The 24965-nt window shown below is 41.7% G+C and carries 24 protein-coding genes and 5 tRNA genes; 4 read left to right on the forward strand and 25 right to left on the reverse strand.

The genetic code is table 11. From position 1 onward, the window contains the following. Positions 1-6: 6 nt before the first annotated feature. The 18 genes from secE to ACQ93I_RS12580 all read right to left on the reverse strand — a co-directional run bounded on the left by secE (position 7) and on the right by ACQ93I_RS12580 (position 12395). The gene (gene secE / locus ACQ93I_RS12495) at positions 7-204 is read right to left on the reverse strand and encodes a preprotein translocase subunit SecE (protein ID WP_266069936.1); all 198 of its coding nucleotides are present in this window, start codon (positions 202-204) and stop codon (positions 7-9) included. Between the two features lie 139 nt (positions 205-343). Beyond that, a tRNA-Trp gene (locus ACQ93I_RS12500) sits at positions 344-416 on the reverse strand. A gap of 57 nt (positions 417-473) precedes the next feature. Further along, the gene (tuf, locus tag ACQ93I_RS12505; RefSeq protein ID WP_266069935.1) at positions 474-1661 is read right to left on the reverse strand and encodes an elongation factor Tu; all 1188 of its coding nucleotides are present in this window, start codon (positions 1659-1661) and stop codon (positions 474-476) included. A 58-nt stretch (positions 1662-1719) separates the two neighbouring features. Beyond that, positions 1720-1791: transfer RNA gene (locus ACQ93I_RS12510), tRNA-Thr, on the reverse strand. A gap of 263 nt (positions 1792-2054) precedes the next feature. Next, positions 2055-2130 (reverse strand) — tRNA-Gly (locus ACQ93I_RS12515). A gap of 76 nt (positions 2131-2206) precedes the next feature. Then, positions 2207-2289: transfer RNA gene (locus ACQ93I_RS12520), tRNA-Tyr, on the reverse strand. A gap of 149 nt (positions 2290-2438) precedes the next feature. After that, a tRNA-Thr gene (locus tag ACQ93I_RS12525) sits at positions 2439-2512 on the reverse strand. Between the two features lie 97 nt (positions 2513-2609). Further along, positions 2610-2915, reverse strand: a complete 306-nt coding sequence (gene hpf / locus ACQ93I_RS12530; RefSeq protein WP_266069934.1) for a ribosome hibernation-promoting factor, HPF/YfiA family — start codon at positions 2913-2915, stop codon at positions 2610-2612. Positions 2916-2944: 29 nt separating this feature from the next. Further along, entirely contained in the window at positions 2945-3850 is a 906-nt protein-coding gene (locus ACQ93I_RS12535; protein ID WP_431698794.1) for a tyrosine-type recombinase/integrase, read from the reverse strand. Between the two features lie 88 nt (positions 3851-3938). Next, the gene (gene rpsU / locus ACQ93I_RS12540; protein ID WP_266069931.1) at positions 3939-4133 is read right to left on the reverse strand and encodes a 30S ribosomal protein S21; all 195 of its coding nucleotides are present in this window, start codon (positions 4131-4133) and stop codon (positions 3939-3941) included. A 269-nt stretch (positions 4134-4402) separates the two neighbouring features. Then, positions 4403-5137: an IS3 family transposase gene (locus ACQ93I_RS12545; RefSeq protein ID WP_431698795.1), complete on the reverse strand. Its 735-nt coding sequence runs from the start codon at positions 5135-5137 to the stop codon at positions 4403-4405. A gap of 104 nt (positions 5138-5241) precedes the next feature. Beyond that, positions 5242-5655, reverse strand: a complete 414-nt coding sequence (locus ACQ93I_RS12550) for a transposase (protein ID WP_431698796.1) — start codon at positions 5653-5655, stop codon at positions 5242-5244. A gap of 85 nt (positions 5656-5740) precedes the next feature. Continuing rightward, complete coding sequence (locus tag ACQ93I_RS12555; RefSeq protein WP_431698797.1) at positions 5741-6910, reverse strand: acyl-CoA dehydrogenase family protein; 1170 nt, start codon at positions 6908-6910, stop codon at positions 5741-5743. A 57-nt stretch (positions 6911-6967) separates the two neighbouring features. Next, entirely contained in the window at positions 6968-7846 is an 879-nt protein-coding gene (locus ACQ93I_RS12560) for a ComEA family DNA-binding protein (RefSeq protein ID WP_431698798.1), read from the reverse strand. Positions 7847-7861: 15 nt separating this feature from the next. Continuing rightward, positions 7862-9949, reverse strand: coding sequence for an amino acid carrier protein (locus ACQ93I_RS12565; protein WP_431698799.1), 2088 nt, complete (start codon positions 9947-9949; stop codon positions 7862-7864). 136 nt (positions 9950-10085) lie between these two features. Next, positions 10086-10316, reverse strand: coding sequence for a PspC domain-containing protein (locus tag ACQ93I_RS12570; RefSeq protein ID WP_266069923.1), 231 nt, complete (start codon positions 10314-10316; stop codon positions 10086-10088). A gap of 12 nt (positions 10317-10328) precedes the next feature. Continuing rightward, positions 10329-11618 (reverse strand): DUF2851 family protein, encoded by a 1290-nt coding sequence (locus ACQ93I_RS12575; protein ID WP_431698800.1) that lies wholly within the window; start codon positions 11616-11618, stop codon positions 10329-10331. Between the two features lie 78 nt (positions 11619-11696). Beyond that, positions 11697-12395 carry a GDSL-type esterase/lipase family protein gene (locus ACQ93I_RS12580; protein ID WP_431698801.1) on the reverse strand — a complete coding sequence of 233 codons (699 nt, stop codon included), beginning with the start codon at positions 12393-12395 and terminating at the stop codon, positions 11697-11699. A gap of 197 nt (positions 12396-12592) precedes the next feature. On the opposite strand from ACQ93I_RS12580, the gene ACQ93I_RS12585 reads away from it, so the two are divergent. Beyond that, complete coding sequence (locus tag ACQ93I_RS12585) at positions 12593-12769, forward strand: hypothetical protein (protein ID WP_431698802.1); 177 nt, start codon at positions 12593-12595, stop codon at positions 12767-12769. 452 nt (positions 12770-13221) lie between these two features. On the opposite strand, the gene ACQ93I_RS12590 is transcribed toward ACQ93I_RS12585, so the two are convergent. Next, positions 13222-14202, reverse strand: a complete 981-nt coding sequence (locus ACQ93I_RS12590) for a PLP-dependent cysteine synthase family protein (protein WP_431698803.1) — start codon at positions 14200-14202, stop codon at positions 13222-13224. A gap of 93 nt (positions 14203-14295) precedes the next feature. Continuing rightward, a complete protein-coding gene (locus ACQ93I_RS12595; protein ID WP_431698804.1) occupies positions 14296-15531 on the reverse strand; it encodes an ABC transporter permease in 1236 nt (411 codons plus the stop codon). An 8-nt stretch (positions 15532-15539) separates the two neighbouring features. Between ACQ93I_RS12595 and ACQ93I_RS12600 the strand changes: the two genes are divergently transcribed. After that, positions 15540-16769, forward strand: a complete 1230-nt coding sequence (locus tag ACQ93I_RS12600; protein WP_431698805.1) for an exo-beta-N-acetylmuramidase NamZ family protein — start codon at positions 15540-15542, stop codon at positions 16767-16769. 671 nt (positions 16770-17440) lie between these two features. Here ACQ93I_RS12600 and ACQ93I_RS12605 read toward each other — a convergent pair. Both ACQ93I_RS12605 and ACQ93I_RS12610 read right to left on the reverse strand, forming a co-directional pair. Beyond that, entirely contained in the window at positions 17441-17812 is a 372-nt protein-coding gene (locus ACQ93I_RS12605) for a four helix bundle protein (RefSeq protein ID WP_431698806.1), read from the reverse strand. 117 nt (positions 17813-17929) lie between these two features. Continuing rightward, entirely contained in the window at positions 17930-18421 is a 492-nt protein-coding gene (locus tag ACQ93I_RS12610) for a YkgJ family cysteine cluster protein (protein ID WP_431698807.1), read from the reverse strand. Positions 18422-18447: 26 nt separating this feature from the next. On the opposite strand from ACQ93I_RS12610, the gene ACQ93I_RS12615 reads away from it, so the two are divergent. After that, on the forward strand, positions 18448-19179 hold the full coding sequence (locus tag ACQ93I_RS12615; protein WP_431698808.1) for a class I SAM-dependent methyltransferase: 732 nt from the start codon (positions 18448-18450) through the stop codon (positions 19177-19179). A gap of 1 nt (position 19180) precedes the next feature. Next, positions 19181-19948, forward strand: a complete 768-nt coding sequence (locus ACQ93I_RS12620; protein ID WP_431698809.1) for a hypothetical protein — start codon at positions 19181-19183, stop codon at positions 19946-19948. 213 nt (positions 19949-20161) lie between these two features. On the opposite strand, the gene ACQ93I_RS12625 is transcribed toward ACQ93I_RS12620, so the two are convergent. The 3 genes from ACQ93I_RS12625 to ACQ93I_RS12635 form a co-directional block, all read right to left on the reverse strand. Next, positions 20162-21799: an amidohydrolase gene (locus ACQ93I_RS12625; protein ID WP_431698810.1), complete on the reverse strand. Its 1638-nt coding sequence runs from the start codon at positions 21797-21799 to the stop codon at positions 20162-20164. A 76-nt stretch (positions 21800-21875) separates the two neighbouring features. Continuing rightward, complete coding sequence (locus ACQ93I_RS12630) at positions 21876-23009, reverse strand: hypothetical protein (RefSeq protein ID WP_266069897.1); 1134 nt, start codon at positions 23007-23009, stop codon at positions 21876-21878. Between the two features lie 213 nt (positions 23010-23222). Further along, on the reverse strand, positions 23223-24956 hold the full coding sequence (locus tag ACQ93I_RS12635) for a TonB-dependent receptor (RefSeq protein ID WP_431698811.1): 1734 nt from the start codon (positions 24954-24956) through the stop codon (positions 23223-23225). Positions 24957-24965 lie beyond the last annotated feature (9 nt).

Genomic DNA, 24965 nt, shown 5'->3' on the forward strand with positions numbered 1-24965 from the left:
TATTATTTATGATTTAATCCACTCAAAATATTGCTCTATAACACCGCTAAAAACAGTATCTACACCCCAGATCAACAATGCAAACACTATTGAAAACACAACCACAACCACAGTCAACTTTTGAGCTTCTGCCCATGCTGGCCAGGTCACGTGATTCTTTAATTCATTATAGGACTCCGAAATGTAATTTGATATTCCTGCCATGGTATTAATTTTTTCACCTTAATAAGTCATTAAGCACCGGCTCCCGTTATATCACCCCTTGTAGTGGAAAGAATTCTCGGTGGCCATGTGATTGATCACTATTATTAAAAAAAGAGGTTTATATCGACCACTCTTTATGCACGGGTTGAGAGACTCGAACTCCCGACACCTGGTTTTGGAGACCAGTGCTCTACCAACTGAGCTAAACCCGTAAATATAAGTCAAGATATTCACCGGAGTGAATACCTTGACTTTTATACTTAACTATATTAGTCTAAAATTTCAGTAACCTGACCAGCACCTACTGTTCTACCACCTTCACGGATAGCGAAACGTAGACCAACATTCATTGCGATTGGCTGGATAAGATCTACAGTAATTGTAAGGTTATCACCTGGCATTACCATTTCAACTCCTTCAGGAAGGTTAATTGTTCCTGTTACGTCAGTTGTACGTACGTAGAACTGTGGACGGTAGTTGTTGTGGAATGGAGTGTGACGTCCACCTTCTTCTTTCTTAAGGATATAAACCTCAGCTTTGAATTTAGCGTGTGGAGTTACAGATCCTGGCTTGGTAATTACCATACCTCTTGAAATCTGAGTCTTTTCAATACCTCTTAGAAGGATACCAACGTTGTCACCAGCTTCACCTCTATCAAGGATCTTACGGAACATCTCAACCCCAGTAATTGTAGAAGTAAGTTTTCCAGCTCCCATACCAATAATCTCTACAGGATCACCAGTGTTAGCAACACCAGTTTCGATACGACCTGTAGCAACAGTACCACGACCAGTAATAGAGAATACATCTTCGATAGGCAATAGGAATGGCTTATCAACATCACGCTCTGGCAATTCGATCCAGTTATCAACAGCCTCCATCAATTGAAGTACAGTGTCAACCCACTGCTGCTCACCCTGAAGTGCTCCAAGAGCAGATCCAGAAATTACAGGACCATTATCTCCATCATATTCGTAGAAAGAAAGAAGATCTCTTACTTCCATCTCAACTAACTCAAGTAGCTCCTCATCATCAACAAGGTCAACTTTATTAAGGAACACAACGATTCTTGGAATACCTACCTGGCGCCCTAGAAGGATGTGCTCACGAGTTTGTGGCATAGGACCATCTGTAGCCGCAACCACAAGGATAGCACCGTCCATTTGAGCAGCACCAGTTACCATGTTCTTTACGTAATCGGCGTGACCAGGACAGTCAACGTGAGCGTAGTGACGCTTTTCAGTTGAATATTCAACGTGTGAAGAGTTAATTGTAATACCTCTTTCTTTTTCTTCCGGTGCGTTATCAATTTGATCAAAAGATCTAGCTTCTGAATAACCGGCATCAGCCATTACCTTAGTAATCGCTGCTGTTAAAGTTGTTTTTCCGTGATCTACGTGTCCAATAGTACCTATGTTTAGGTGCGGCTTGGACCGATCGTAAGTTTCCTTTGCCATAATTAATACTTATTTAATCTTAGTTATATATTAGTGTTCAATTTTACACAAACCTCAGAGCCAACGACGGGAATTGAACCCGTGACCTCTTCCTTACCAAGGAAACGCTCTACCCCTGAGCTACGTCGGCAAAAAAGCCTCCACCAAGCTTTTCTGGGGAGACGACTATAGGATTCAAAAATCCAGGCCCTACTTCTGGTTAACAGAAAAACACGCTAATAGCGTGAGAACCTCCGTTAAAAGAAGAACCTTTCTTCTTTGGTTCCCGGGAAATAGAACCGAAGTTCAACACCCGAAGAATTTATAATGAGTCACTTTCACTTTGCAGCTCTAAGCTCCTCTTTTCTTCCAAAATCAAGACCCTTATACAAGCATCTTAAACCAGGAAAGATTTGGAGCGGGAGACCGGGTTCGAACCGGCGACATTCAGCTTGGAAGGCTGACGCTCTACCAACTGAGCTACTCCCGCAATTTTCGAACTCCAGGCCTCAAGCACCAAATCCCAACTTGGTGTTTGGAATTTGTTATCTGGAATTCAATTTTTGTGGGGAGAGCAGGATTCGAACCTGCGAAGTTAAAAAACAACAGATTTACAGTCTGTCCTCGTTGGCCGCTTGAGTATCTCCCCAATTTATTCTTTCAGTATTTCACAGAACCATCGCTTTGGAATGGCTTATTTTTAGAAGCCGCAAATTAATAGAAAATTAATTTAGTAACCAAAGCTTTTTTTTCAAAATTTCAAGAACTTTAAAAATCAAATAAAATTTGACTTTTTAGAGCCGATGGAGGGACTCGAACCCACGACCTGCTGATTACAAATCAGCTGCTCTAGCCAGCTGAGCTACATCGGCAAAACTTTTTCTTTTTCACAAAAAAAGTCCGCTATTTCTAACGGACTGCAAATGTATAAATTAATATTTGTTCTCAAAACATTTGATGAAAAATATTTTAAGCCACCTGCACATTAAATTTGCGCTTACGCTTTTGAAGCTGCCTCTCAAGTGAACTAACACATTCATCTACACCTACTTCAAATCTCCTGCCCCTTTTTTTACAAATTATTTCATCACCCGGAATACTTAGTAAAATTTCTGAAATTTTATTTTCCTTATCACTCGCTTTCTCCACTTTGAGGTACACATCGGCATAAATTACATTGTCGAAATGATTTTCAAGTTTGTCAAGCTTTTGCTGAATAAGGTTAACCAGTTTTTGATCGGCGTGGAAGTTCACGGATTGCACATTGACTTTCATAAAAATTGAAGTTTTTAATTAGACAAATTCTATAACCCCTTCTTGTTGTTCCTTGGATGCGCATTGCGGTAGACCTTATTAAGCTCGGCCATGCTGTTGTGAGTGTACACCTGGGTAGCAGCAAGGCTGGAATGCCCCAAAAGTTCTTTAACAGCATTTAAATGAGCACCCTGGTTCAATAAGTGAGTGGCAAAGGAGTGTCGCAGGATATGCGGACTCTTCTTTAGCTTACTCGAGATACCTCTAAAGTAATTATTTATTGTACGGTAAACAAGCGAATCATAGGTTTTAACGCCTGCTGCTGTCAAAAATAAAAAGTCTTCTGAAACAGTATTTTTGACACCTTTTCTCTCATTGAAATAAACCTTTAAGGTACTCACAACACCAGGTAAAAGCGGCACAAACCTTTCTTTATTCCCCTTACCTTTTACCTTTAGCAGGCCCGTTGTCATATCTAGATCCTGCAACCTGATATTTATGAGCTCACTTCGTCTTATCCCGGTTGAATAGAAAAGTTCAACCATCAGTTTATTTCGAACTTCTTCAAAACCTTCAGCCTGCACCTGCCCCAGGGCCTTCTCCATTTCTCCTTCCGAAAATGGCACCTGTAGGTTGCGTGAAGTTTTTAAAGCCCGGTGTTTTGCTAAAGGAGAAATTTCCAGTTGCTTTGACTTCTGAAGAAAACGGTAAAAAGCTTTTAAAGAAGATACCTTACGATTAATACTATTATTGGACATGCCTTGCTCAACCAGCTGCACAATCCAGCTACGCACCTGGGAGTAATTCACCTGCTTGAGATCCTCCTGCCCGTAAGTTTCAGCGATAAAACCGGCAAAAGAAAGAAGATCGGCCCGGTATGCCGTGACCGTGTGAACCGAATTCTTTTTTTCCAGTTCCAGGTAATCAAAAAATGAAGTGTAAATATTTTGAGGCATAAAAAAACTGTTGACAAACAAAGTTATAAAACTTTATCTATCAACAGTTAATATTATATACCTAAGAACTCAGACTTAGGAATTGATACTAGATCTCTTCCTGATCTCTTAGATGCTGAATGTAAGCAGCTTTTTGGACTTGAGCCCTACGTTCTACCGACGGTTTTGTAAATGCCTGACGATCTCTCAACTGACGCATTGTTCCTGTGCGATCAAATTTACGCTTGAAACGCTTCAGCGCTCTATCAATATTCTCTCCGTCTTTAACTGGTATAATTAACATAGTGTCACCTCCTTTCTTTAAAAATTATTTTCGAGCTGCAAAGATAATCGTTAATTGCAAACTCGCAATTTTAATTTGTTTTATTTCATAAAAAAAATCCAAGCACCAAATTCCAATTTGAGGTTTAAAGAATCAGTTCCAGGCGGGCAGTAGGATCAGATGTAAGATAACCTGGAGCTTCAACTGGAAAACTTCCAACCCTCAACTCGTAACTCGTAACCCTCAACTCGTAATGAACTTCCCTGATTAGTGTTCACCGGTTTTAGATATTAATTTTCATTATCAAAAATAGTAATTATTGGTCGGTCTTCTTTTTTAAGGCTTGACCAATAATTTATGAACTCTTCGGGATTTCTTTTCCCTAAATGGGCGTGTGATCTTTTGTTGTTATAGTTATTTACTGCCTTGTTGACCTGGTTCTTTAGTTGGCTAAAAGTTTGAGGCTTCCAATGATCCAGGTATTCCTCTTTTATCGTTCTATTGATTCTTTCTGCATATGCATTGTCCTGGGCACTTAAAGCCATACTTATTGTAGTTGTATTAAACTTTAAAAGGTCAGTATATGATTTATAAGTGTATTGGCTTCCTCTGTCTGAGTGATGGATTTTTGGAGCTTCATTGTCTTTTAAAGCCATCCTCAGAGCCTTAAGATTTGCTGTTCCTCTCATGTGATCAGAGACTTCATAACCAACTATTTTCTTAGTGTAAACATCTATAATAAAGACTGCGTAATAAAATTTATCTCCTACTCTGTAATAAGTGATGTCGCTTTGCCACACCACCGAAGGTGCATTGATCTCTATGCCTTTAATTTTATTTGGGTAGTAGATCTTACCGGCAATGGTAGTGCGTCTGTAATTCTTCTTCTTTTTAAGACGATAACCTAACTGCATAAAAGTCTCTACAAAACGATCTCTTCCAATAAAATCAGGCTTTAAGGTATGATACATTTTCTCTACCCCACAACCAGGATGATCTCTACGAATATCATCGGCTTCAGACATTAATTTCACCAAACTATGGTCAAACAGCGTCTGTCTTCGCGCATATTAATGTACAGCTTGTTTGCTGATCCCGACACTTTCGTAAAGCTGGTTCATAGAAAAACTTATTTGTTTTTTATTTTCCCTGAACCAGGTGATTGTGGGGTGCTGTAGTTTTTTTTAATGTCGATATCCAGCTCTGTCTTAGCCAGTTCGATCATTTTTTCAAAATACTCTACCTGGATCTGTTTACGACCTAAAGCCGCTTCAAGTTCCTTGATCCGGGACTCCATTTCTTGCACCTTTTTTTCGCTACTGTCTTTCATTTCTACGACTCTAAAACCCTTCTCGTTAAAGGTAGAAAATTTATATATCCAGTTGTAAATTGAGTTGTTACTTACACCATGTAGCTTCTCAAGCTGGGGAACACTGTACTCTCCACTTTCAAAGTCTGCTACAATTTGCTTTTTAAACTCTAAGGAATAATGTCTGTGCTTCTTTATCGAGCGAATATTTGCTTTGTTGATTTTAGTGGTCAACCTATATCAGGGACGTACATAACTCGTAACTCACAACTCACAACTCACAACTCGAAACCTTGAACCTTAAACTTTAAACCTTGAACTACTGGGCCACCGGTTTGTATTCCTTCCCGTCAATCACCATTTTAGCGATGATCTCGCGAAGAATTTCTGAAGTCCCGCCTCCAATAGGCCCCAGGCGGCTATCCCTCAACAACCGCGCTAATGGATAATCTTCCATGTAGCCATATCCCCCCAAAAACTGAAGGCACTTGTAAATAACCTCATCGGCTATTTTTGTAGAAAGCAGCTTAGACATACTGGCTTCTTTCACCACATAAACCCCGCGATGCATCCTTTCGGCAATAGAATAATTAAATTCTTTTGCCATCTCCACCTCGCTTGCCATATCGGCATAACTGTGACGCAGAGCCTGGAACTTATCAATGGTTCTTCCAAAAGCTTCCCTCTCTTTCATATACTTCAAAGTATAATCTAAGGCAAACTCTGCACGGGCATGGGCGTTGATTCCCATAATTAGCCTTTCAAAAGCAAAGTGCTGCATGATGTAAGGAAAGCCTTTCCCCTCCTCCCCCATAAGGTTTGAAGCTGGTACTTCTACATTATCAAAAGCAATCTCGGCAGTATCTGATGCCCTCCAACCCAGTTTATTGAGTTTTGTGGCCGAAATACCGGTAGTTTCACGGTCTATCACAAAAATGCTCATGCCCTTCCCTTTTAGCTCGGGAGCAGTCTTTGCAGCTACAACAAGATAATCTGAATAGACTCCATTCGTAATAAAAGTCTTGGAGCCATTAATGACATATTTATCCCCTTTTTTAACCGCAGTAGTCCTCATTCCGGCAACATCACTCCCGCCAGAAGGCTCACTAATACAAAGACAGCCAATCTTTTCTCCACTAATACTGGGTGCCAGATATTTTTCTTTGATGCGGTGATCTCCCTCTTTGTCAAGGTGCGTCATTGCAAGATATGCATGCGCCCACATAGCCGCTGCAAATCCGCCACTATTGATCTTTTGTAACTCTTCAAGAAAAATCACAGTATAGAAAATATCGAGATTCAATCCTCCATATTCTTCGGAATAGTTGAGGCCGAAATATCCCATTTCTCCAAATTTCTCCCAGATAAAGCGCTCAATAGTCCCTGTCTCCTCCCATTTTTCGATATGCGGAACCACCTCTTTTTGAAGGAATTCCTGAAAGCTTTTGCGGAATAATTCGTGTTCTTCTGTAAAATATCTGCTGTTCATAAAGTTTATTTCTGAATGTTTTTTTAAACCTGAAAATTTTCTGGGAATGCGAAAAACTTAGTTTTTCTGGTCCATGCTCAAATATAGGGCAATTCTGCCTAATTTTTCCAGAGGAAAATTCGGAATCTGCCCAAGATCTTCCAGGCTCTTTATTTCTCCTGCCTCTTCCCGAAACTTCACAATGGCACGGGCCTGTTCGTAATTCAAATATGGGATGCTGGTGAGCTGCATAAGGTTTACCTTATTAATATCCAGCTGTTCTCCAGGCCATTGCTGCACCTCAAAGTGCAGCAGCAGCCTTTCCACAACTTCTGGAGAGAGGCCGTAGACATCATTAAGCTGCACCTCACCTCTAAAGCCGCCAAGTGATTTACGGTATTTCACAATCCTGGCAGAAAGTTTTTCCCCTATCCCATTAACCCGTTGCAGGTCTTCGGCCGTAGCGGTATTAATATCAGTTTTTGAAAGAGGTGTCAAAAATGCCTTTTTTGGCACCCTGTTTTCTTCGGAAGTATTTCTGCGGAAATTAGGAAACTGAAAAGAAGGCGCCAATATCTTCAGCAAAGAATCTGAAACTCCCGTGACCTCCTGAAATTCTTCAGCAGAATTGATCCATAGATCACGTTCCCTGAATTCATGAAGCCGGTCTATTTCAGCTACTGAAAGCCCCAGCAAGTAACCTTTATAATCTGAAATAAAGTTGGGATTAAAAGGCGCGACTGCCGCCTCTCCTCTTTCAGCAGCAACCTGCTTCAATGAATCAACCGTACGTTGCATTTCAGTGACAATTTTTTCTTCTTCAGGATCTGGAAGGTCTTCCGAAGAAAAAAGAATGAAAAAGTAGATCCCCTGCAGGGCAATGATGATAGCTACCAAAACAAAAATCCCATTCTGTTGACTTCTGGTGAAAACAAAATGGGATTTCCAGTTTTTCATTATGTAAATTTGGCCTTAAGAGGCTTTTTTCACCCGCTCTTTTTCAGGCTTATGAAAAAGCTCGCCGGCTTTCAATTTTCTTGAGTATTCTCTAAGATCTTTTCTCACCTCACCAGACATGATGTAAAGCCCGATGATGTTAGGGAAAGACATGGCAAGGATCATCATATCTGAAAAGTCAAGAACAGCACCAAGACTCACCGATGCTCCCACTACTACAAACACAAGAAAGAGTGCTTTATAGAGCAATTCCATATTCTTGCTTTTTCCGAAGAGAAAAGTCCAGGCTCTCATTCCGTAGTAAGACCAGGAGATCATTGTTGAGAAAGCGAACAGGAATACTGCGGCGGCAAGGACGTAAGGGAACCACGAGATCACACTACCAAAAGCGGTAGACGTTAATTCTACTCCTCCTACTCCTTCAACCTCGTGCATACCTGTAAAAATAAGCACAAGTGCTGTAAGGGTACACACTACAACTGTATCGATAAAAGGCTCAAGAAGCGCCACAAAACCTTCAGAAGGCGGATTGTTTGTCTTGGCGGCAGAATGCGCAATTGCGGCAGATCCTACCCCGGCTTCGTTAGAAAAAGCCGCTCTTTGGAAACCAACAATCAATACACCAATCACCCCACCTTTTAAGGCACTTGGGCTAAAGGCTCCATCCCAGATCGCAGCAAACGCCGGACCTATATTTTCAATATTTACACCAATTACAACCAAAGCTCCTACAATGTAGACCGCTGCCATAATTGGAACAATTTTCCCTGTTACTTTGGCAATACTGCTTATTCCACCTATAATCACAATTCCCACAAGAATTGCAACTACTACCCCGAAGATAAAGCCGTTACCAACAAGCGCAGGAAACTCACCCGCAAGAATTACAAACGATTGGTTGGCCTGGAACATGTTTCCACCTCCAAAGGAGGCTCCAATAGCAAGTATAGCAAAGAAAACCGCCAGGAATTTACCCAATCCGGCCATATTCCTCTTTTCAAGACCATACCTAAGATAATTCATAGGACCTCCAAAAACGCGCCCTTCAGAATTTATAAAGCGGTATTTTACCCCCAGAGTACACTCCACGAATTTGGATGACATACCCAGAAGACCAGCAAGGATCATCCAGAGAGTAGCTCCGGCTCCACCAAGGGAAATAGCAACAGCCACCCCGGCAATATTACCCAATCCTACCGTACCCGACACTGCAGTGGCGAGTGCCTGGAAGTGTGTTACCTGCCCGGGTGCATTTGGATCGTCATATTTCCCTTTAGCAAGATCAAGAGCATGTTTAAATCCTCTAATATTTATAAAGCCCATTCTTAATGTAAAAAACAATGCTCCTAAAACGAGCCATATTACAATGAATGGGATATCTTTTTTCTGTAAATCTCCATTAGGATGAAGTAATGGTACAGGCTGATCATATCTTATCGCAGCAAGATAATGTGCCCCCTGCTCAATAACATCTTCAACATTCTCTGAATTATAGATCATTCCTCCCTCCTTCACTAAATATTCGAGGTTACCTGTAGCATTTGCATAGGCAATACTTTCTTCTTCGCCATCCTGCAGCACAACAGCAATAGGCTCGCCTTCTTCAACACGCTCTCCTTCGGCTTTAAGCCATTCTTTCAGGAGAAATCGGCCATCGGCACGGGCTTCCCAATTTGGCGCTGCCACTCTTTTAATGTCGGCATAGACCACAGGATCGTAAATTCCTATAGCTGAGAAAGGATCCCAGAATAGCACGCTACCCATGCTTGCCACAATGGGAGCAAAGGTACCATTGAAATGTTCTGTAATGGCTTTCGCCCGTACTTTAATTGTTTTGGTAACACTGTTGTTGTTGGCATCGGTAACGGTCACAGTATAATCTACACCTTCAATAAGACCGCCTGCCCTCAAGGCATCTAAAGGCGTGTCCTGTTTGGACCATTTGTACTGATAAGGAGGCGTTCCCCCCTGCACCTGTAGTTCAGCAAAGCCGTCATTGATCAACTTTGACGGGTTTTCAACCTGGACATCAACATCGAGGTTTTGAGCATAAGTAGTTAAAAAGAATAAAGAGAATAATAATGAAAGTATCGACTTTCTCATAAAAGGATTTTAGAATAATACTAAATGGAATTTTCGGCGAAGCAAGATGCTAAAAATATTAACGTTTTCAAATTTTATCAAGTTAAAATGCAAAGAAAACGTTAACCTACAAGACTTAAGAGAAATTTAGGCCTCTCTAAAGATCAAAAACTGATGTGCGTTTTGAGTAGATCATGTCCTTGAACCTGAGGAGGAAAGCAAATGTGAGATAAACTGCAAAACCTATCCCAAAAGTGGCAAACGAAAGGTAGATAAAGAACAACCTTACGTTTTTAGCTCTCATCCCAAGTTTATCGGCGAAGCGCGAAGAAACATAAAACCCATGTCTCTCAAAAAAGTTCCTTATTTGGTTCACCCATCTCTGCATATCACAAATATATTAAAAATGTGGTTGCTGTTGCAAGATTTCCAGGCCTACTGCACAATGTAGACAGGCTTTCCTGTCACAGTACTCTTTTTTTAACTGCAGTAAGGCCTGTGATCTTAGTGCATCCTTCACGATAGATGGTCTTAGGGTTTTAAATTTTTTGACGATTTCATTTTCCTCTGCAGCTACGGCCTCAATAAGGGGAGCCACTATCTCGAAAGCATCTTTCCCCTCACTTTTAAGGTAGGCAAATTTTACAGGAACCACAGTATTCACGATGAGAAGGTCCAGGAACTTCTTTCCCGGTTTCTTTATTCTCGCAGTGTGCCTGCGAGAAAAGGTGTAGTGCGTATTCCAGAATTCATTTAAACGCACTTCGAAAAGTTCGTGAACCTGTTGCGTATTTTGACATTTTTGAAGCCTGGAAAAAAGCGCGGTATGTTCACAGTATACTGCTGCGAGCTGCACCAACCTAATTTCAGGGAAGTTATCGGGCCTTAGACGAAAATATTTAACAGGCAGAACTCCTTTTCTACACAAGGCAAACTTATGCTGCAAATAGAGATAGATCTCTTTTAACTTTAAAAAATAAGGTTCTTCATGATCTTTTTCCAGCAGCCCCGCCTGCCCTAGTAGCAATGCTTCCATTTCTAGAGCATTTGCTCTCACTTTTCTTACTACCGGAAAAGGAATAGATCCCGCGATACTCAGAAAAGCCTCCCCGTTTATATTGAGCCCAAAGTTTTTGGCCAACATTTGAAAAAGCACCGCCTCCCAATCTCCGGCAGTTTTTGAGAGCAGTTCTGAAATGAGGGACGATTTTTTCTCCAGTCTTTCTACATATAGCCGCTCCAGCCAATTGTCTATTACAAAATCATCAATAGCGGGCAGCTCCTTTTCGCAATTGATCCATTTCCCATGATCTTCTGCACACAACCTGTTGTAGCTATCAAGGCTTTCAGGCAAGACCAGAGACTGCAACTCCATGACCGGAAGTGGCGAATTGTCTCTTCGGAAGATATCAACGTCATGAATCCAGACAATATGAAGAATCACATTATCATAAGCAGAATCGGTCTCATGCCCATGCATATACCAATCTGAAGAGCGAATATGGATTTCAACATTTCCTGCCCATTCCTGATCGTTTATCCGGAGCCTTGAGTACAGGAAATCGGGACCTGAAAGCTCATTGTGCAGACCTGGTGAGATGACGCTAACCACAGCGCCATCTACAGTTTTCATCTCCTGTAGTTCGAACTTCTGAAACTGCCATAAATAGTGTAGATAATCTTCCCGCATCAAATAAAAGTATACAATATTCACATACCTTATTGATACACAATTAAATAAAATGACAGATTCGCCTTACAACTAATGTTAATTTTCGATAAGCAACTTTTGCTTTACCTCCGGATAAAATTTCTCTACCCAACGGCGGTACATTTCCCCACTGGGATGAAGATTATCATCGGCAATTAATTCAGGTTGTTCTATTGCTTCACGGGAAATGGGCGTAATATCATAAAATTCTACATTAAATTCTGAAGCTACTTCCTTAAAAACTTCATTGAATTCATCTATTTCAAGTCCAATTTTCTCAGCATTTTCGGCACCAAATGGCGTCACTCCATAATCGGGAATGCTCACTGCAAAAACCCCTGCTGCTCCATTACCCGAATGTGCTATAGCTTCTTTAAAAACCTCCTTCAGGTCTTCCCGATAAGTTTCTATAGATTTTCCCTGGTACTGATTATTCACCCCAATGAGCACCGAAACAAGATCATATTTTTCATTGTTTAGCTGCTCATCTATAGCCTTTAAAAGATCCTGAGTGGTCCATCCGGTAGTGGCAATGATCCTGGGATCTTTAATTTCAAACCCATCGGCTCTTAATTTTTCTACAAGCTGCACAGGCCATCTCATTTCGGGAGCCACACTTTCCCCTATAGTATAAGAATCTCCCAAAGCCAGGTATCGCAATGGTTGTTGTTCTACTACTGTAATATTTTCTGAAGAATTCTCTTTACATCCCGCAAACAGCATCAGCATTAAGCAGATTATGAATATTTGTTTCATCAATTTAAGTTTTAAGTCACCAAAATATACTATTCAACAGCAGCAGTACAAATCCTGCCGGGAACTTTTTTAGAAATGATCAGTAAAAATGGCATTTTTGAGAGGGCAATTTTCAGGAAATTCTTAATTCACGGTTAAACAGGTTGCTGCTCGATTAATTTTCGGCTAAATATTTTATCTTACTCAAAACCTTGCCCATGAAACCCACACCACCTCCACCGGGAGAGCAAAACCCGGATAATAAAGCCGGGAAACCTCCAAAGAAGGAAAATAAATTCATGTCTCTGCTCAAAAAAGTAGGATTTAATATTTGGCTGGCTGTAATGGTTATTGGAGGCGCACTGGCTTTTGTTACAGCTCTGTTCCTGGTATGAAAAATATCTATCTGCTTTTCAGTATTTGCCTCGCAGCCTTTCTTCTGAATATAGCTTTAATAAAGCTAGCAGTTGATTTACCCGAATTTTTCACTTCTCACCTCAATGATCTTTTATGCATGCCCATAGTTTTAAGTATATGCCTGTTTATTATTAGAAGCTTCAGCAGAAACAAGGGCATCAGGATTTCCCTTTTTTCAGCTTGCTCTCTCGCGGTACTTTATTCTGTTTATTTTGAGCTTTATCTTCCTGAACACTCTACAAGATATACCTCAGATGTAATAGATGTGATTTTGTACTTTTCAGGTGCATTTGCTTTTTGGTTGGTTCAGGGAATGGAAGCAGGCAGGAAATCTTCAGCAATAAAAAAAGCTGCCTAAAATAAGAAATTAAGACAGCTCTTCAATATTTAAAACGATAAGTCCTGAATTCTGACTCCAGGCTCCTGGTTCTTAATCAATATATCCCATTTTTCGCATCCATTCATCATTGAACATTTTACCTACATAGCGGCTGCCGTGATCGTGAAATAAAATTACCACCACATCATCTTTCTTAAAATGTTCTTTTAGCTGAAGAAGCCCTTTTATAGCGGCTCCCGCACTATTCCCAAGAAACATCCCCTCTTCTTTAGCCAGCCTTTGGGTATAAACTGCTGCATATTTATCGGTCACCTTTGTAAAACCGTCAATAATGTCAAAATCTACATTCTTCGGAAGGATATCTTCCCCAATTCCCTCTGTAACGTAAGGATAAATCTCCTTCTCATCAAATTCGCCGGTTTCATGGTATTTTTTAAACACCGAACCATAGGTATCGACTCCCCAAACCTTCACATTTGGATTTTGCTCTTTCAGGTATTTTCCCACTCCCGAAATAGTTCCGCCGGTACCCACACCTACTACAAAATGTGTCACTTTTCCGTCGGTTTGTTTCCAAATTTCGGGCCCTGTACTCTCGTAGTGGGCTTTGGTATTGGAGAGGTTGTCGTACTGGTTCACATACCAGGAATTCGGGGTTTCTTCAGAAAGACGTTTTGAAGTGGAGTAGTAAGATTGAGGATCGTCGGGCGCTACATCGGTTGGGCAAACTACAACCTCACTGCCTACGGCTCGTAAAATGTCAATTTTCTCCTTAGACTGTTTGTCGGCCATTACACAGATCATCCGGTAGCCCTTCACTATAGCGGCAAGAGCAAGCCCCATCCCCGTATTTCCCGAAGTCCCTTCAATAATGGTTCCCCCCGGCTTAAGAAGTCCGGCAGCTTCGGCATCTTCAATCATTTTCACCGCCATACGGTCCTTTACCGAATTTCCGGGGTTGAAAGTTTCATATTTTGCCAGTACCAGGGCGTCTATACCTTCTGTAAGCTTATTGATCTTAACAAGAGGCGTATTTCCAATGGTACCTAGTATATTTTCAGCGTATTCCATATCTCAAATTTTCGGCTGCAAAGGTAAGAAAAAAAGCAGCTTTAGAAAGATTGCAAAAGGGATGCCGAAAATGGCATTTTTGACACCTCTTACTTAATCGAACTTCATGGCCTTTACCGGGGAGATCCTGGTAATGATAAAAGAAGGAATAAGCAGCATTAGCATACACAAAAAGAGGGTGCCCAAATTAACAGCTACAATGTACTCCCATCCAATGTACACGGGTGCTTCGGTCACATAGTAAGTTTCGGGGTTAAGCGGAATAAGCTTGAGGTACTTTTGTGCAAATAACAGCCCCAGACCTATTAAATTTCCCCAGAAAAGACCCAGCAGGATTAAATATCCGGCGTTATATAAAAAGATCTTTCTTACACTCCAGTCGCTGCTGCCAAGGGCTTTTAAAATGCCAATCATTTGTGTTCGCTCCAGGATAAGCACCAAAAGAGCGGTGATCATATTGATGCCTGCCACCAGGATCATGATCCCAATAATAAGCGCGACGTTAAAATCGAAAAGCGACAACCATTCAAAAAGTGAATAATACTGCTGCTTAATGGTGCGGGTGTCGAGAAATGATCCGGTATTCTCATAGATCTCCTGCCCTTTCTCTTCCAACTGACCAAAATCTTCAAGAAAAACCTCGAAATTGCCGACTTCATTTTTTTCCCAGCGGTTAATTCGCTGCACATGCCGAATATCGCCCAGCATATAGAGCTCATCAAACTCCTGGAACCCGGAATTATAAATTCCCGTGATCTCAAAAGCCCTGATTAACGGCGTCCTGCTGGTTTCATCCCTTAAAAAGTAAGTTACTGCCTTGTCTCCCACTTCCAAACCCAATCGGTTTGCAGTGTAACGGGAAATAAGCACTTCATTATTCAGGCCGTCGCTAACATTGGGCATCTTTCCTGCTACCAGGAAGTCTTCAAAATATTCCCAGTTAAAATCGGGCCCAACTCCTTTCACAATGATACCCTCAAAGTCGGTTTCAGTCCTGATTACTCCGCCCAGGTAGGCCGTGGCCTGGATGTGATCAATTCCATCTACACTGGTGAATTCTGGATAAAAATCCTGGTCGGTCGAGATAGGCGTTAAAGAAACCTGTGAATTGTTGTTGTCATAGCTCGAAATGGTGATATGACCGGTAAAAGCCGACATCTTTTCTCTTATCTTCTGCTGCAGTCCAAGGCTTGTAGCAAAAGCTACCAGCATCATTATCACACCAATAGCAATTGCAACAATTGCTATTTTTATTATAGGTGCCGATATGCTATTTTTGTGCTGCTTCGCACTAATAAGGCGCCTGGCGATAAACAATTCCAAATTCAAGAGTAGCTATGAGTTTTAGATTTTTCAAAAGTACATTTTTATTCCTAGTTATTACCGCCACCGCCTGCGGAAACAATTCAGGAAATCCTTCAGTTAATTCTGCTGAAGCCAAAAACGAGTCCCCTGCCGAAATTTCAAAAGAGCTGAAGCTGGGTGCTGAAAGAACAGCCTATTATTTGCCATTTTTGGAAGGTAAGAAAGTTGGGCTGGTAGGAAACCAGACAAGTATTATTCCTACGGAAGCAGGAAATGTACATCTTGTAGACACTCTTTTGGCCCTCGACGTGAATTTGGTTAAAGTTTTTGCCCCAGAGCATGGATTCCGGGGTACAGCCGATGCAGGCGAAGTGGTTGAAGACGGAAAAGACCCAAATACCGGCCTGCCGGTAATTTCCCTTTATGGAGATAACAAAAAACCCTCAGCACAACAGCTGGAAGGCCTTGACGTTCTGATTTTTGACCTTCAGGATGTGGGAGTGCGCTTCTACACCTATATTTCTACCCTGCATTACGTCATGGAAGCCGCTGCCGAAAATGACATTACAGTGATCATTTTTGACCGACCAAATCCAAACGGTCATTACCTGGACGGGCCGGTGCTTGACCCGCAGTACAAAAGTTTTGTAGGGATGCATCCCATCCCGGTGGTACACGGAATGACCATTGGAGAATACGCAAAAATGACTAATGGCGAGGACTGGTTGAAGAACGGCGTGCAAACCGATCTAAAAGTGATTGAAATGGAAAATTATGTTCACAGCATGCCCTACGATCTTCCTGTAAAACCTTCTCCAAACCTTCCTAATGCAAAGTCAATTAACCTGTACCCCAGCATTTGTTTTTTTGAAGGAACCAACGTTAATGCAGGTCGCGGCACAAGTAAACAGTTCCAGGTATTTGGCTCCCCTTACCTTTCACAGGACGTATTTCCATTCACTTATGTTCCCGAGCCTAATGAAGGTGCCAAATCTCCAAAACACCTAAACAAGACCTGCTACGGAAGAGATCTCTCAAATGCAGCGCACCTGGATTATCTCAACCTTGAATGGCTTATAGAAGCATATAATCACAGCTCTCAAAAAGAGGAATTTTTCAACGCATTTTTCACAAAGCTCGCCGGAACCAAAGAACTGCAGAAGCAAATTGAAAACGGAATGACCGCAGAAGCAATACGCGAAACCTGGAAACCTGGTTTAGAAGAGTTTAAAACAGTAAGGGAGAAGTATTTGTTGTATTAGTTGCGAGGTGCGGGTTTGATATGTTGCGGGTTGAATTATCAAAGTTGCAGGTTGCACGGTTGCAGGTTTTATTCAAGTTAAAACGTTTCCTGCCAGAAATAAATATGTTGCGGGTTGTGGGTTGAATTACTAAAGTTGCAGGTTGCACGGTTGCAGGTTTTATTGAAGTTGAAATCTTTGCTTTCGGAAGTAAATATGTTGCCAGTTTCGGGTTGCGGGTTGAAATTACCAAACTTGCAGGTTGCATGGTTGCAGGTTTGATAGAAGTTGAAAGTTTTCCTGCCGGGAATAAATATGTTGCGGGTTGCGGGTTGCGTGATGCGGGTTCAAATTACAAAAGTTGCAGGTTGCACGGTTGCAGGTTTTATTCAAGTTAAAACGTTTCCTGCCAGAAATAAATATGTTGCGGGTTTCGGGTTGAAATTACAAAAGTTGCAGGTTGCCAATTGCAGGTTTTATTGAGGTTGAAATCTTTGCTGCCGGAAGTAAATATGTTGCGGGTTGCGAGGTGCGGGTTGTATTACAAAATTTGCAGGTTGCCGGTTGCATGTTTTATGCAGATTGAAACGTTTCCTGCCGGAAGTAATTATGTTGCGGGTTGCGGGTTGCGGGATTCGTGGTTCAGATTTATATCGCAGAATTACCTAATTAGAAACTTTTAATCTTTGTTTTTAGGTTTTCCAGGATTTCTCAACATATTTTATAAAGGAATTTATTTTGCGACCCAGGTCGTTATAATCATTCTTCAGGTAATGTTGATCTTCCATTATTTCCGGATAAAGATGAAGGATTTTCTCCAAATGATTTATAGTTTCATCATTACTTGCATGTGAATAAACCAGAAACTTTAGAAAATCTCCTTTGTACCTTCTCCTTCCGTAACCTTCAACAATATTTGTATTTACTGAATCTGCTGACCTTCTAATTTGACTTCCCAATTCATAAAGCTCGTATTTAGGTAACTTCAAACTTAATGTGTGAACCTTGTAGAATAAAACTAATGAGATGCGAAATATCTCCAGCTCTTTATATGAATTTGCCATAATTCTTCTTTTAATTGAAAATTAAAAGATAAGTATTTTTGTAGGTACCTCTTGAAGTAACTCGTAACCCGCAACGTGCAACAAGACAACTTGCAACAACAAGACCTGCAACTAAGCCTAAGGTAGTCTCTTCTTCATCTCCTCCACAATCCTGAAAGCTGCCGGACAAATAGCGACATTTTTAATGGTGAGGTTTGAGATTTTGTGAAAGTCTTTCCGGTTGGTGTGAGGGAATTCACTGCAGGCCTTGGGCCGTACGTCGTAGATCAGGCAATAATTGTCGGGAGCCAGAAAAGCACAGGGCACTTCCTGAAGCACGTAATCATTATCTTCATCTATGCGCAGGTACTCGTCAATGAACTGCTGTGGTTTTTGGCGCAGGTGCTTTGAGATGCGCTCAATGTCTTTATTGGTAAAAAGAGGTCCGGTAGTTTTACAGCAGTTAGCACAGGTAAGACAATCGGTGCGGCTAAATTCTTCTTCGTGCAACTCCTGCATTTGCAGGTCAAGATGCCGCGGCGGCTTCTTTTTAAGACGCGAAAAAAATTTCTTATTCTCTGTATGTTTATCTTTGGCCTTTTGCGGAAGCCCATTTAATTCATCCTGCATGCCGCAAAGATAAACAGAACCAACACGTGAACAAGCCAAAAAATAATCCCGATATCTTCGGAAAAGCAATTACCGACTTCTTCGAAAAAGCTGATGAAACCGATATTGTTGTGCATTCGCCCGACTTTGATGATGATGTGATTCCGGTGCCCTACCTCTTCAGAAGTTATAAAGAAATGCCGCCACTTGAACAGCAAGCCCTCAAGTTGTGCCGGGGAAAGGTGCTGGATGTAGGCTGCGGTGCGGGTAGCCATCCCCTTTACCTTCAGCAGGAGCGCAATCTTGTAGTTACAGCTATAGATACTTCAGCCGGAGCTATAAAAGTGTGTCGCAAACGCGGAATTTCGGATGCCAGAAATATTGCTTTTGAAGATCTTTCCGAAGAAAAATTCGACACAATTTTACTGCTGATGAATGGAACAGGTATCGTAGGAAAAATGAAGTTCCTGGATGCCTTTTTTGAGCAGCTAAAGAATCTTCTTGCTGAAAACGGCCAGGTCTTAATTGATTCTTCAGACCTTATTTACCTTTTTGATACCGATGAAGATGGGGGCGTGTGGGTAGATACAACAAATGGTTACTATGGCGAACTCACATACCGACTGAGCTATAAGGCTGAAATGTCAAATAGTTTTGACTGGTTGTACCTTGATTTTGAATCATTATCTTTAGCAGCTGACAAGCACCGCTTTAACTGTGAAAAAATATATGAAGGCGAACATTATGATTACCTGGCAAGGCTTACAGTAAAAAAGTAAAATGAAGAAAAATTTCCATGCCGCCTGCATCTTGTTGTTATTCGTTTTAACGGGTTGCAGCACAGATGATGCCGACAAGAAACCTTCGGTGTACAGCAATAATCTTGTTTTGGGCGCTTCGGCACGGGATTTTTTAAGCGATGAGACCTTTACCCACATTGAACTAGACGTGGTTTACGTGATAGGCCATAAGCCCGAAGACCAGGTGTTGCAAAGCCTTACAAACTTTCTTGAACACTATACCCACAAGCCGGGCGGCATAAGCCTCAAAACCCGCGCGATTGTAAGTCCGCAAATGGGCTCCTATTCTATCAAAGAAATTAAAACGGTTGAAAAACAGCACCGAAGCGTTTTTTCTGAAGATGATAAATTAGGAGTATTTATCTTTTTTGCCGACAACAAAAGTGAGGATAGTAAAGCCAACTTCCGCATTCTAGGAAAAGCTTACCTCAATACCTCACTGGTTATTTTTGACAATCAGGAATTGAGTGATATGGCAGGCAGCGCCTCCCAAAGCGAGATTCAAACAGTGACCCTGCATCACGAATTTGGGCACCTCTTTGGCCTGGTGAACAACGGAAGTCCCGCACAGAGTGAACATGAAGATCCCGATAAAGGCTCCCGGGCGCACTGCAGCGTTGACGGATGTTTAATGGCAGCGGCTATCGAGTTTAGCTCCTCGCCGCTCAGTTTTCTTGAAAATGATCAAAATATCCTAGACTTTGACGAGCAGTGCAAGCTCGACCTAAAGGCCAATGGAGGAAAGTAACTGCTGGATTCAGGATTCAAGATCATTGTTGTTTTAGAGAAAGATCCAGGCTATTTCACTTCGAATAAAACTTCGGGTAGCATCAGATAAACATTTACTTAGTTCGTTATAACTCACAAAAAACCCCTCAAAAATGTGCTTTTAAGGGGTCCTTTTTCTACTACTTTGTACTTCTAAAGTCGTATTTTTAAAATCGCATTTCTCTAAAGTCTTCTAATTTCCATAAACTTTTTTTCCGTCAAGATAAGTAGCACTGGCTTTCATATCGGGGATTTGTTCTTCAGAAACCTTCATGATATCCCTGTCTAAAATGACAAAATCGGCATACTTTCCAGGTTCTATCGATCCCTTTTCATCTTCTTCAAAATTGCTGTAAGCTGCCCAAATTGTCATTCCGCGTAAGGCTTCTTCCCTGGAAAGTACCTGCTCGGGCATATAACCTCCTTCAGGATAATTTTTTGTATCCTTACGTGCCACCGCCGCATAGAAGGTGAGGAATGGGCTCACCTGCTCTACAGGAAAATCTGTACCCAAAGCGATTATGCCGGCTTCTTCGAGCAGTTTTTTATAGGCATAAGCACCTTTTTCCCGCTCTTCGCCCAGCCTTTCTCCAGCCCAGTACATATCGCTTGTAGCGTGGGTAGGTTGCACTGACGGAATTATATTTTTACTGAAATATTTAAAATCTTCGGGGGCAATTATTTGTGAATGTTCAACCTTCCAACGGCGATCTCCTGCGTCTGAAAGCAGAGAATCATAAGTCTTTAGCACCACAACATTGGCCGAATCTCCAATGGCATGGGTATTCATTTGGTAAGGCGAATTTGCAATTCTACCGGCTGTCTTCTTAAAATCGGCCACCGAAGAAAGTAAAGCGCCGTAATGGTTATGCTTATCGGAATAAGGCTCTTTTAATGCAGCTCCCCTTGACCCCAGGGCACCGTCGGCATAAAATTTCACCGAACGTACATTTAATCTGGGCGTTTTTAGAGGCTCCCTGTCAAGAAAGTAATCCAGGTTCTCTTTTGTATTGCTTATCATTGCGTAGATGCGCACTTCCAACTCCCCAGCCTGCTGAAGGCTATCGATCAATTCTATTGTAGCACGATCTAATCCTGCATCATTAACGGTAGTTAAACCATACTGAAAAACCTCTTTTTGAGCATCCAGTAAAGCTGCGGTTTGATCTTTAACGCTGGCTTCAGGAACTGCGTTCTCTACCAATGCCATGGGATTGTCTATAAGGATCCCGGTAAGTTTGCCGTTCTTCTTTTCGATTTCTCCACCTTCTGCAGGAGTGTTTGCTGTAATATTAGCTGCATTGAGCGCCGCCTGATTGGCGAGTAAGGCATGACCGTCAATTCGTGTGATGGCAACCGGAGTATCTGGAAAAAGAACATCAAGCGTATCTTTTATGGGAAACTCTTTTATCTCCCAGTCATTTTGATCCCACCCAAGGCCTACTATAAAATCGGATTTTTTTTCTTCCTGAAATGCTGTTATTCGTGCAACTACTTCTTCAAAGCTGGTAGTGCCGGTAAGATCTACAGCCTGCATGGAACTGCCGAGTCCGTAGAAATGTGCGTGCGCATCAATTAATCCGGGAAGAATAGTCTTTCCCTGGGCATCCAATACTTCAGGGGCATTGTATTTCTCCTGTAATTCAGCTGAAGTACCAACAGCAAGAAACTTTCCGTCTTTGACTACGAATGCTTCCGCAGTAGAAAACTGATCGTCTACAGTATATATATTGGCATTGATTACCAGGAGATCGGCTTCTTGTTTCCCGTTGTCATTACATCCGAAGAACATTCCGAAGCATAGAATTAGAAATAGTGCTTTTTTGATCATGTGAAGAGATTTAGGGTAAAAATAGAAAATGCGCTCCAAACAGAAGCGCATTTATAAAGTTTTGGGCACATGAAGTTTAGAACCAGCCCACAATTGCCTCACCTATGGCCTTACGAATATCGGCATTTGCTGCAGCAGCAAGGGCAATAGAAACAAATAAACCTATCATGGCGTAAGCGAAATCTCTAAAGATCATCTTACCGGCCTTCTTGCGGTGTTTCTTACCTTTTTTGGTACGGGCAAAACTCACGGCGATCTCTCTACCGCCAATGACTCCAAGGAAAACCCAGGTTGTAGACATGGGTACCGTACTAATAAATAATTTATAGATAAGCAAAATCACATAAGTTGCATCGATTAGGGTTGCTGCCCTAACATCCGAAATCCTCGCTTTTTCACTTACTACTTTCTGAATTTTGTCTCCCCGCAGGTAGAAAAGAAGTCCAAGACCTGTAAAGATGGTCAATGCAAAGATGATGAATTGAAAGAGGTCGAGTTGTCTTGGCAGGAAGACGGCGATATTGGCACCATCCTGCATCACCCAAACCCCCCACAATGTACCGCTCACTACCCACTGCACTATATTCCAGCTCTGGTTGAATTTACGGCTCTTAAAATATTTTTTGATGGTATTGTACGACAGGTACCAAACCAGGAATGACAGGATGAACGCCATGATGTACCCGGTCCAGGATTTCCATACTACGGAAGTGATCCCCGACGTATCGGCGCTAAACACACTTAAAATAAGGAAAGTGGTAGAAACCGGCATTCTTAAACGGGTAAGGATAAGAAGTACCAGGGGTGCAATTATTTGGAAAAAGCTGAAGTTCTCTGGGTGCGGATATTTAGTAGTGCCATCGGGGTTGAGGAGGCGTTGATAGGTCACATCACCGTCAAAATAGATCCAGCTAAAGGTGACCACCGCAAGGAAAATACTCCCGATGAAGATCCACATCACCCACCATTTCCTGTTCTTGTTACTTTCGATAAAGGTACCCAGCGACTGAATACTGTCATTGGCTACGGTAGCGTAGGCAGCGAAAAAGAACCCGAGCCACATCCCGGCCTGACCGTAACCGGTGAGGATACCCGCCAGAACAAGTCCTACAATTACTATGGCAAGAAATGTCTTTTCCTGTACCATAAAATCGAGCACGTTCAAGTACGGCCGATTCCTCTTTATCCTCTTAAATTTAGTTTTTGCCATTTGATTATTATAGGGTTTTCAAAAATTGCTAAAAAATGCGAATAAAACTGTCTTTTTTACATTTTTTTTGCGCTGCAAAATTATACACTTCCATAAAACCTCTTTTTATTCCAATGTTATCTAATTGTTAAGATTGCCTAAAATTACTGGGGTCCTTTCCATAAAAAAAGCCGGTAAGAACCGGCTTTTTTTATATGGTGTATTTTCTGTTTGTTATCTTCCGAAGTCAAACTTATAAGTAGCTCCTGCCATAACCTGCATTCCCAGCACAGGATAGTCTACCCATCTTTCATAGTTATCTCCCAGCAGGTTTTGCCCCCGGGCAAATATTGAAAGCCTGTCGTTAAACCTGTACCCCAGATTAAGGTTAAGGTCAAAATAAGAATCCAGGCTCACTATTTCTGTTCTTACGGAATTGAGTACATCACTGGTTTGGTATATCTCAAAATCCTTACGCTCGCCCACAAAAAAAACATTTGCACCTGCAAACCATTTTTCTGTGATCTGGTAATCTCCAATCAAATTGGCTCTAAAAGTTGGAAGGTTCCATGCTTCTTCCTCATCACTGGTGTCGTAAACGAAAAACTCCCCATTAACACGCAGGTTAAAGTCACTGTTCACATCAAAATCAAGTTCTCCAAAAAGGGAGATGGTATTGACCTGATCATAAACAACTCCAAAAGAATTACCATAAGCATATTCGGGTTTAGTTCCCGGCTCAGTCATTTCATTGGGATTTGATCTAAAGAGAGGCTTGTAATCTTCGGCCATGTACTTTAAGCGCGTGTTGTAGCCTATATTTGTTGACAATTTTCCTTTAGCACCCACATAAGCATTGTACTGTTGATCTGTAGGGGCTATATCAACTGCAGGTGAAAGAAAAGGATTCTCTTTAGTAAACTCGTAATAAGAATTTTGTCGCAACTCCCCTTCCAGGCCGGCATAGGCAATAAAATAATCGCCTGCGGCACGGTAGCTGGCAGTCACCTGAGGGTAAACGTAAATCCCGCTGTCGCTGTTCTCTGAATCATAGCTATAATAAATCGCCGCTCCGAGGTTAAGGGTAAGGTCATCGCGCAGAATAAGAAGGCTCGAAGCTACCCCCAGGTTCATATAGCTGTAAGTAAGATCTTCACCGTCATCAAAATAAGGAGCAAAAGATCCGTTTAGATAATCGAAAATCAGATTGGTGTGAAACAATTCGCCACCAATAGGAATCTCAAGAGTAGGTTTAAAAGTAAGGCGGTGCTCGGTAGATTCAAAATCATCCCCAAAATACCTGTACTTAGCCTCTGCCCTGTCAAAAAAGGACTTTTCCCAATTAATTTCTCCGCCTGCGTACACACTGTAATAATTGTGCTGTGGCTCAAGATTATTTATAACCTCCTGGCTCACTTCATCGCTTCGAACTCCATACCAGTTAAACAACCTGTGCTCTACACCAAAATCTGTATTCCAAATAAGGTTCCTTTTTCGGGAAGAGTAATTAAGATTGAGTTCGGTATCGTAGTAATGATCATCAAGTTCTACACCGTCAATGCCTCCCTGTGCCGAATTATGGGTTAGAAAAATACCAAAATTATCGGTACGGGTAACCTCGATATTGCTGTAAAACTCAGCGAGGGCACTGGTGTAAGTTCCAAAGCCAAGCGTGATGTAATTGTCAAACAACTTTGGCGGACGCTGACGTTCTACCGTCGTAGCCCTACCCTTTGCTGGCGTAAAAGTAGAAGCCACAGGTACCGAAAATATACTGTACTGAACAGGCCTCTTCTCCAGGTTCACAGAATCTGAGATCTTTGGAGTCTCTTTTATCTTAAAAGCATCACTTACTGTGGGGGTATAGGGTTTTACCACTTCTACCATCTCGCTCCCAAGATCCTGGGCATACGAGAAGCCGGTGAAAACCAGAAATATGATAAAAACACCTAACGATTTAATTTTCATGGGAAGGTT

It is taken from the genome of Salinimicrobium sp. WS361 (genome assembly GCF_050750585.1).
In the GTDB taxonomy this organism is placed as follows: domain Bacteria; phylum Bacteroidota; class Bacteroidia; order Flavobacteriales; family Flavobacteriaceae; genus Salinimicrobium.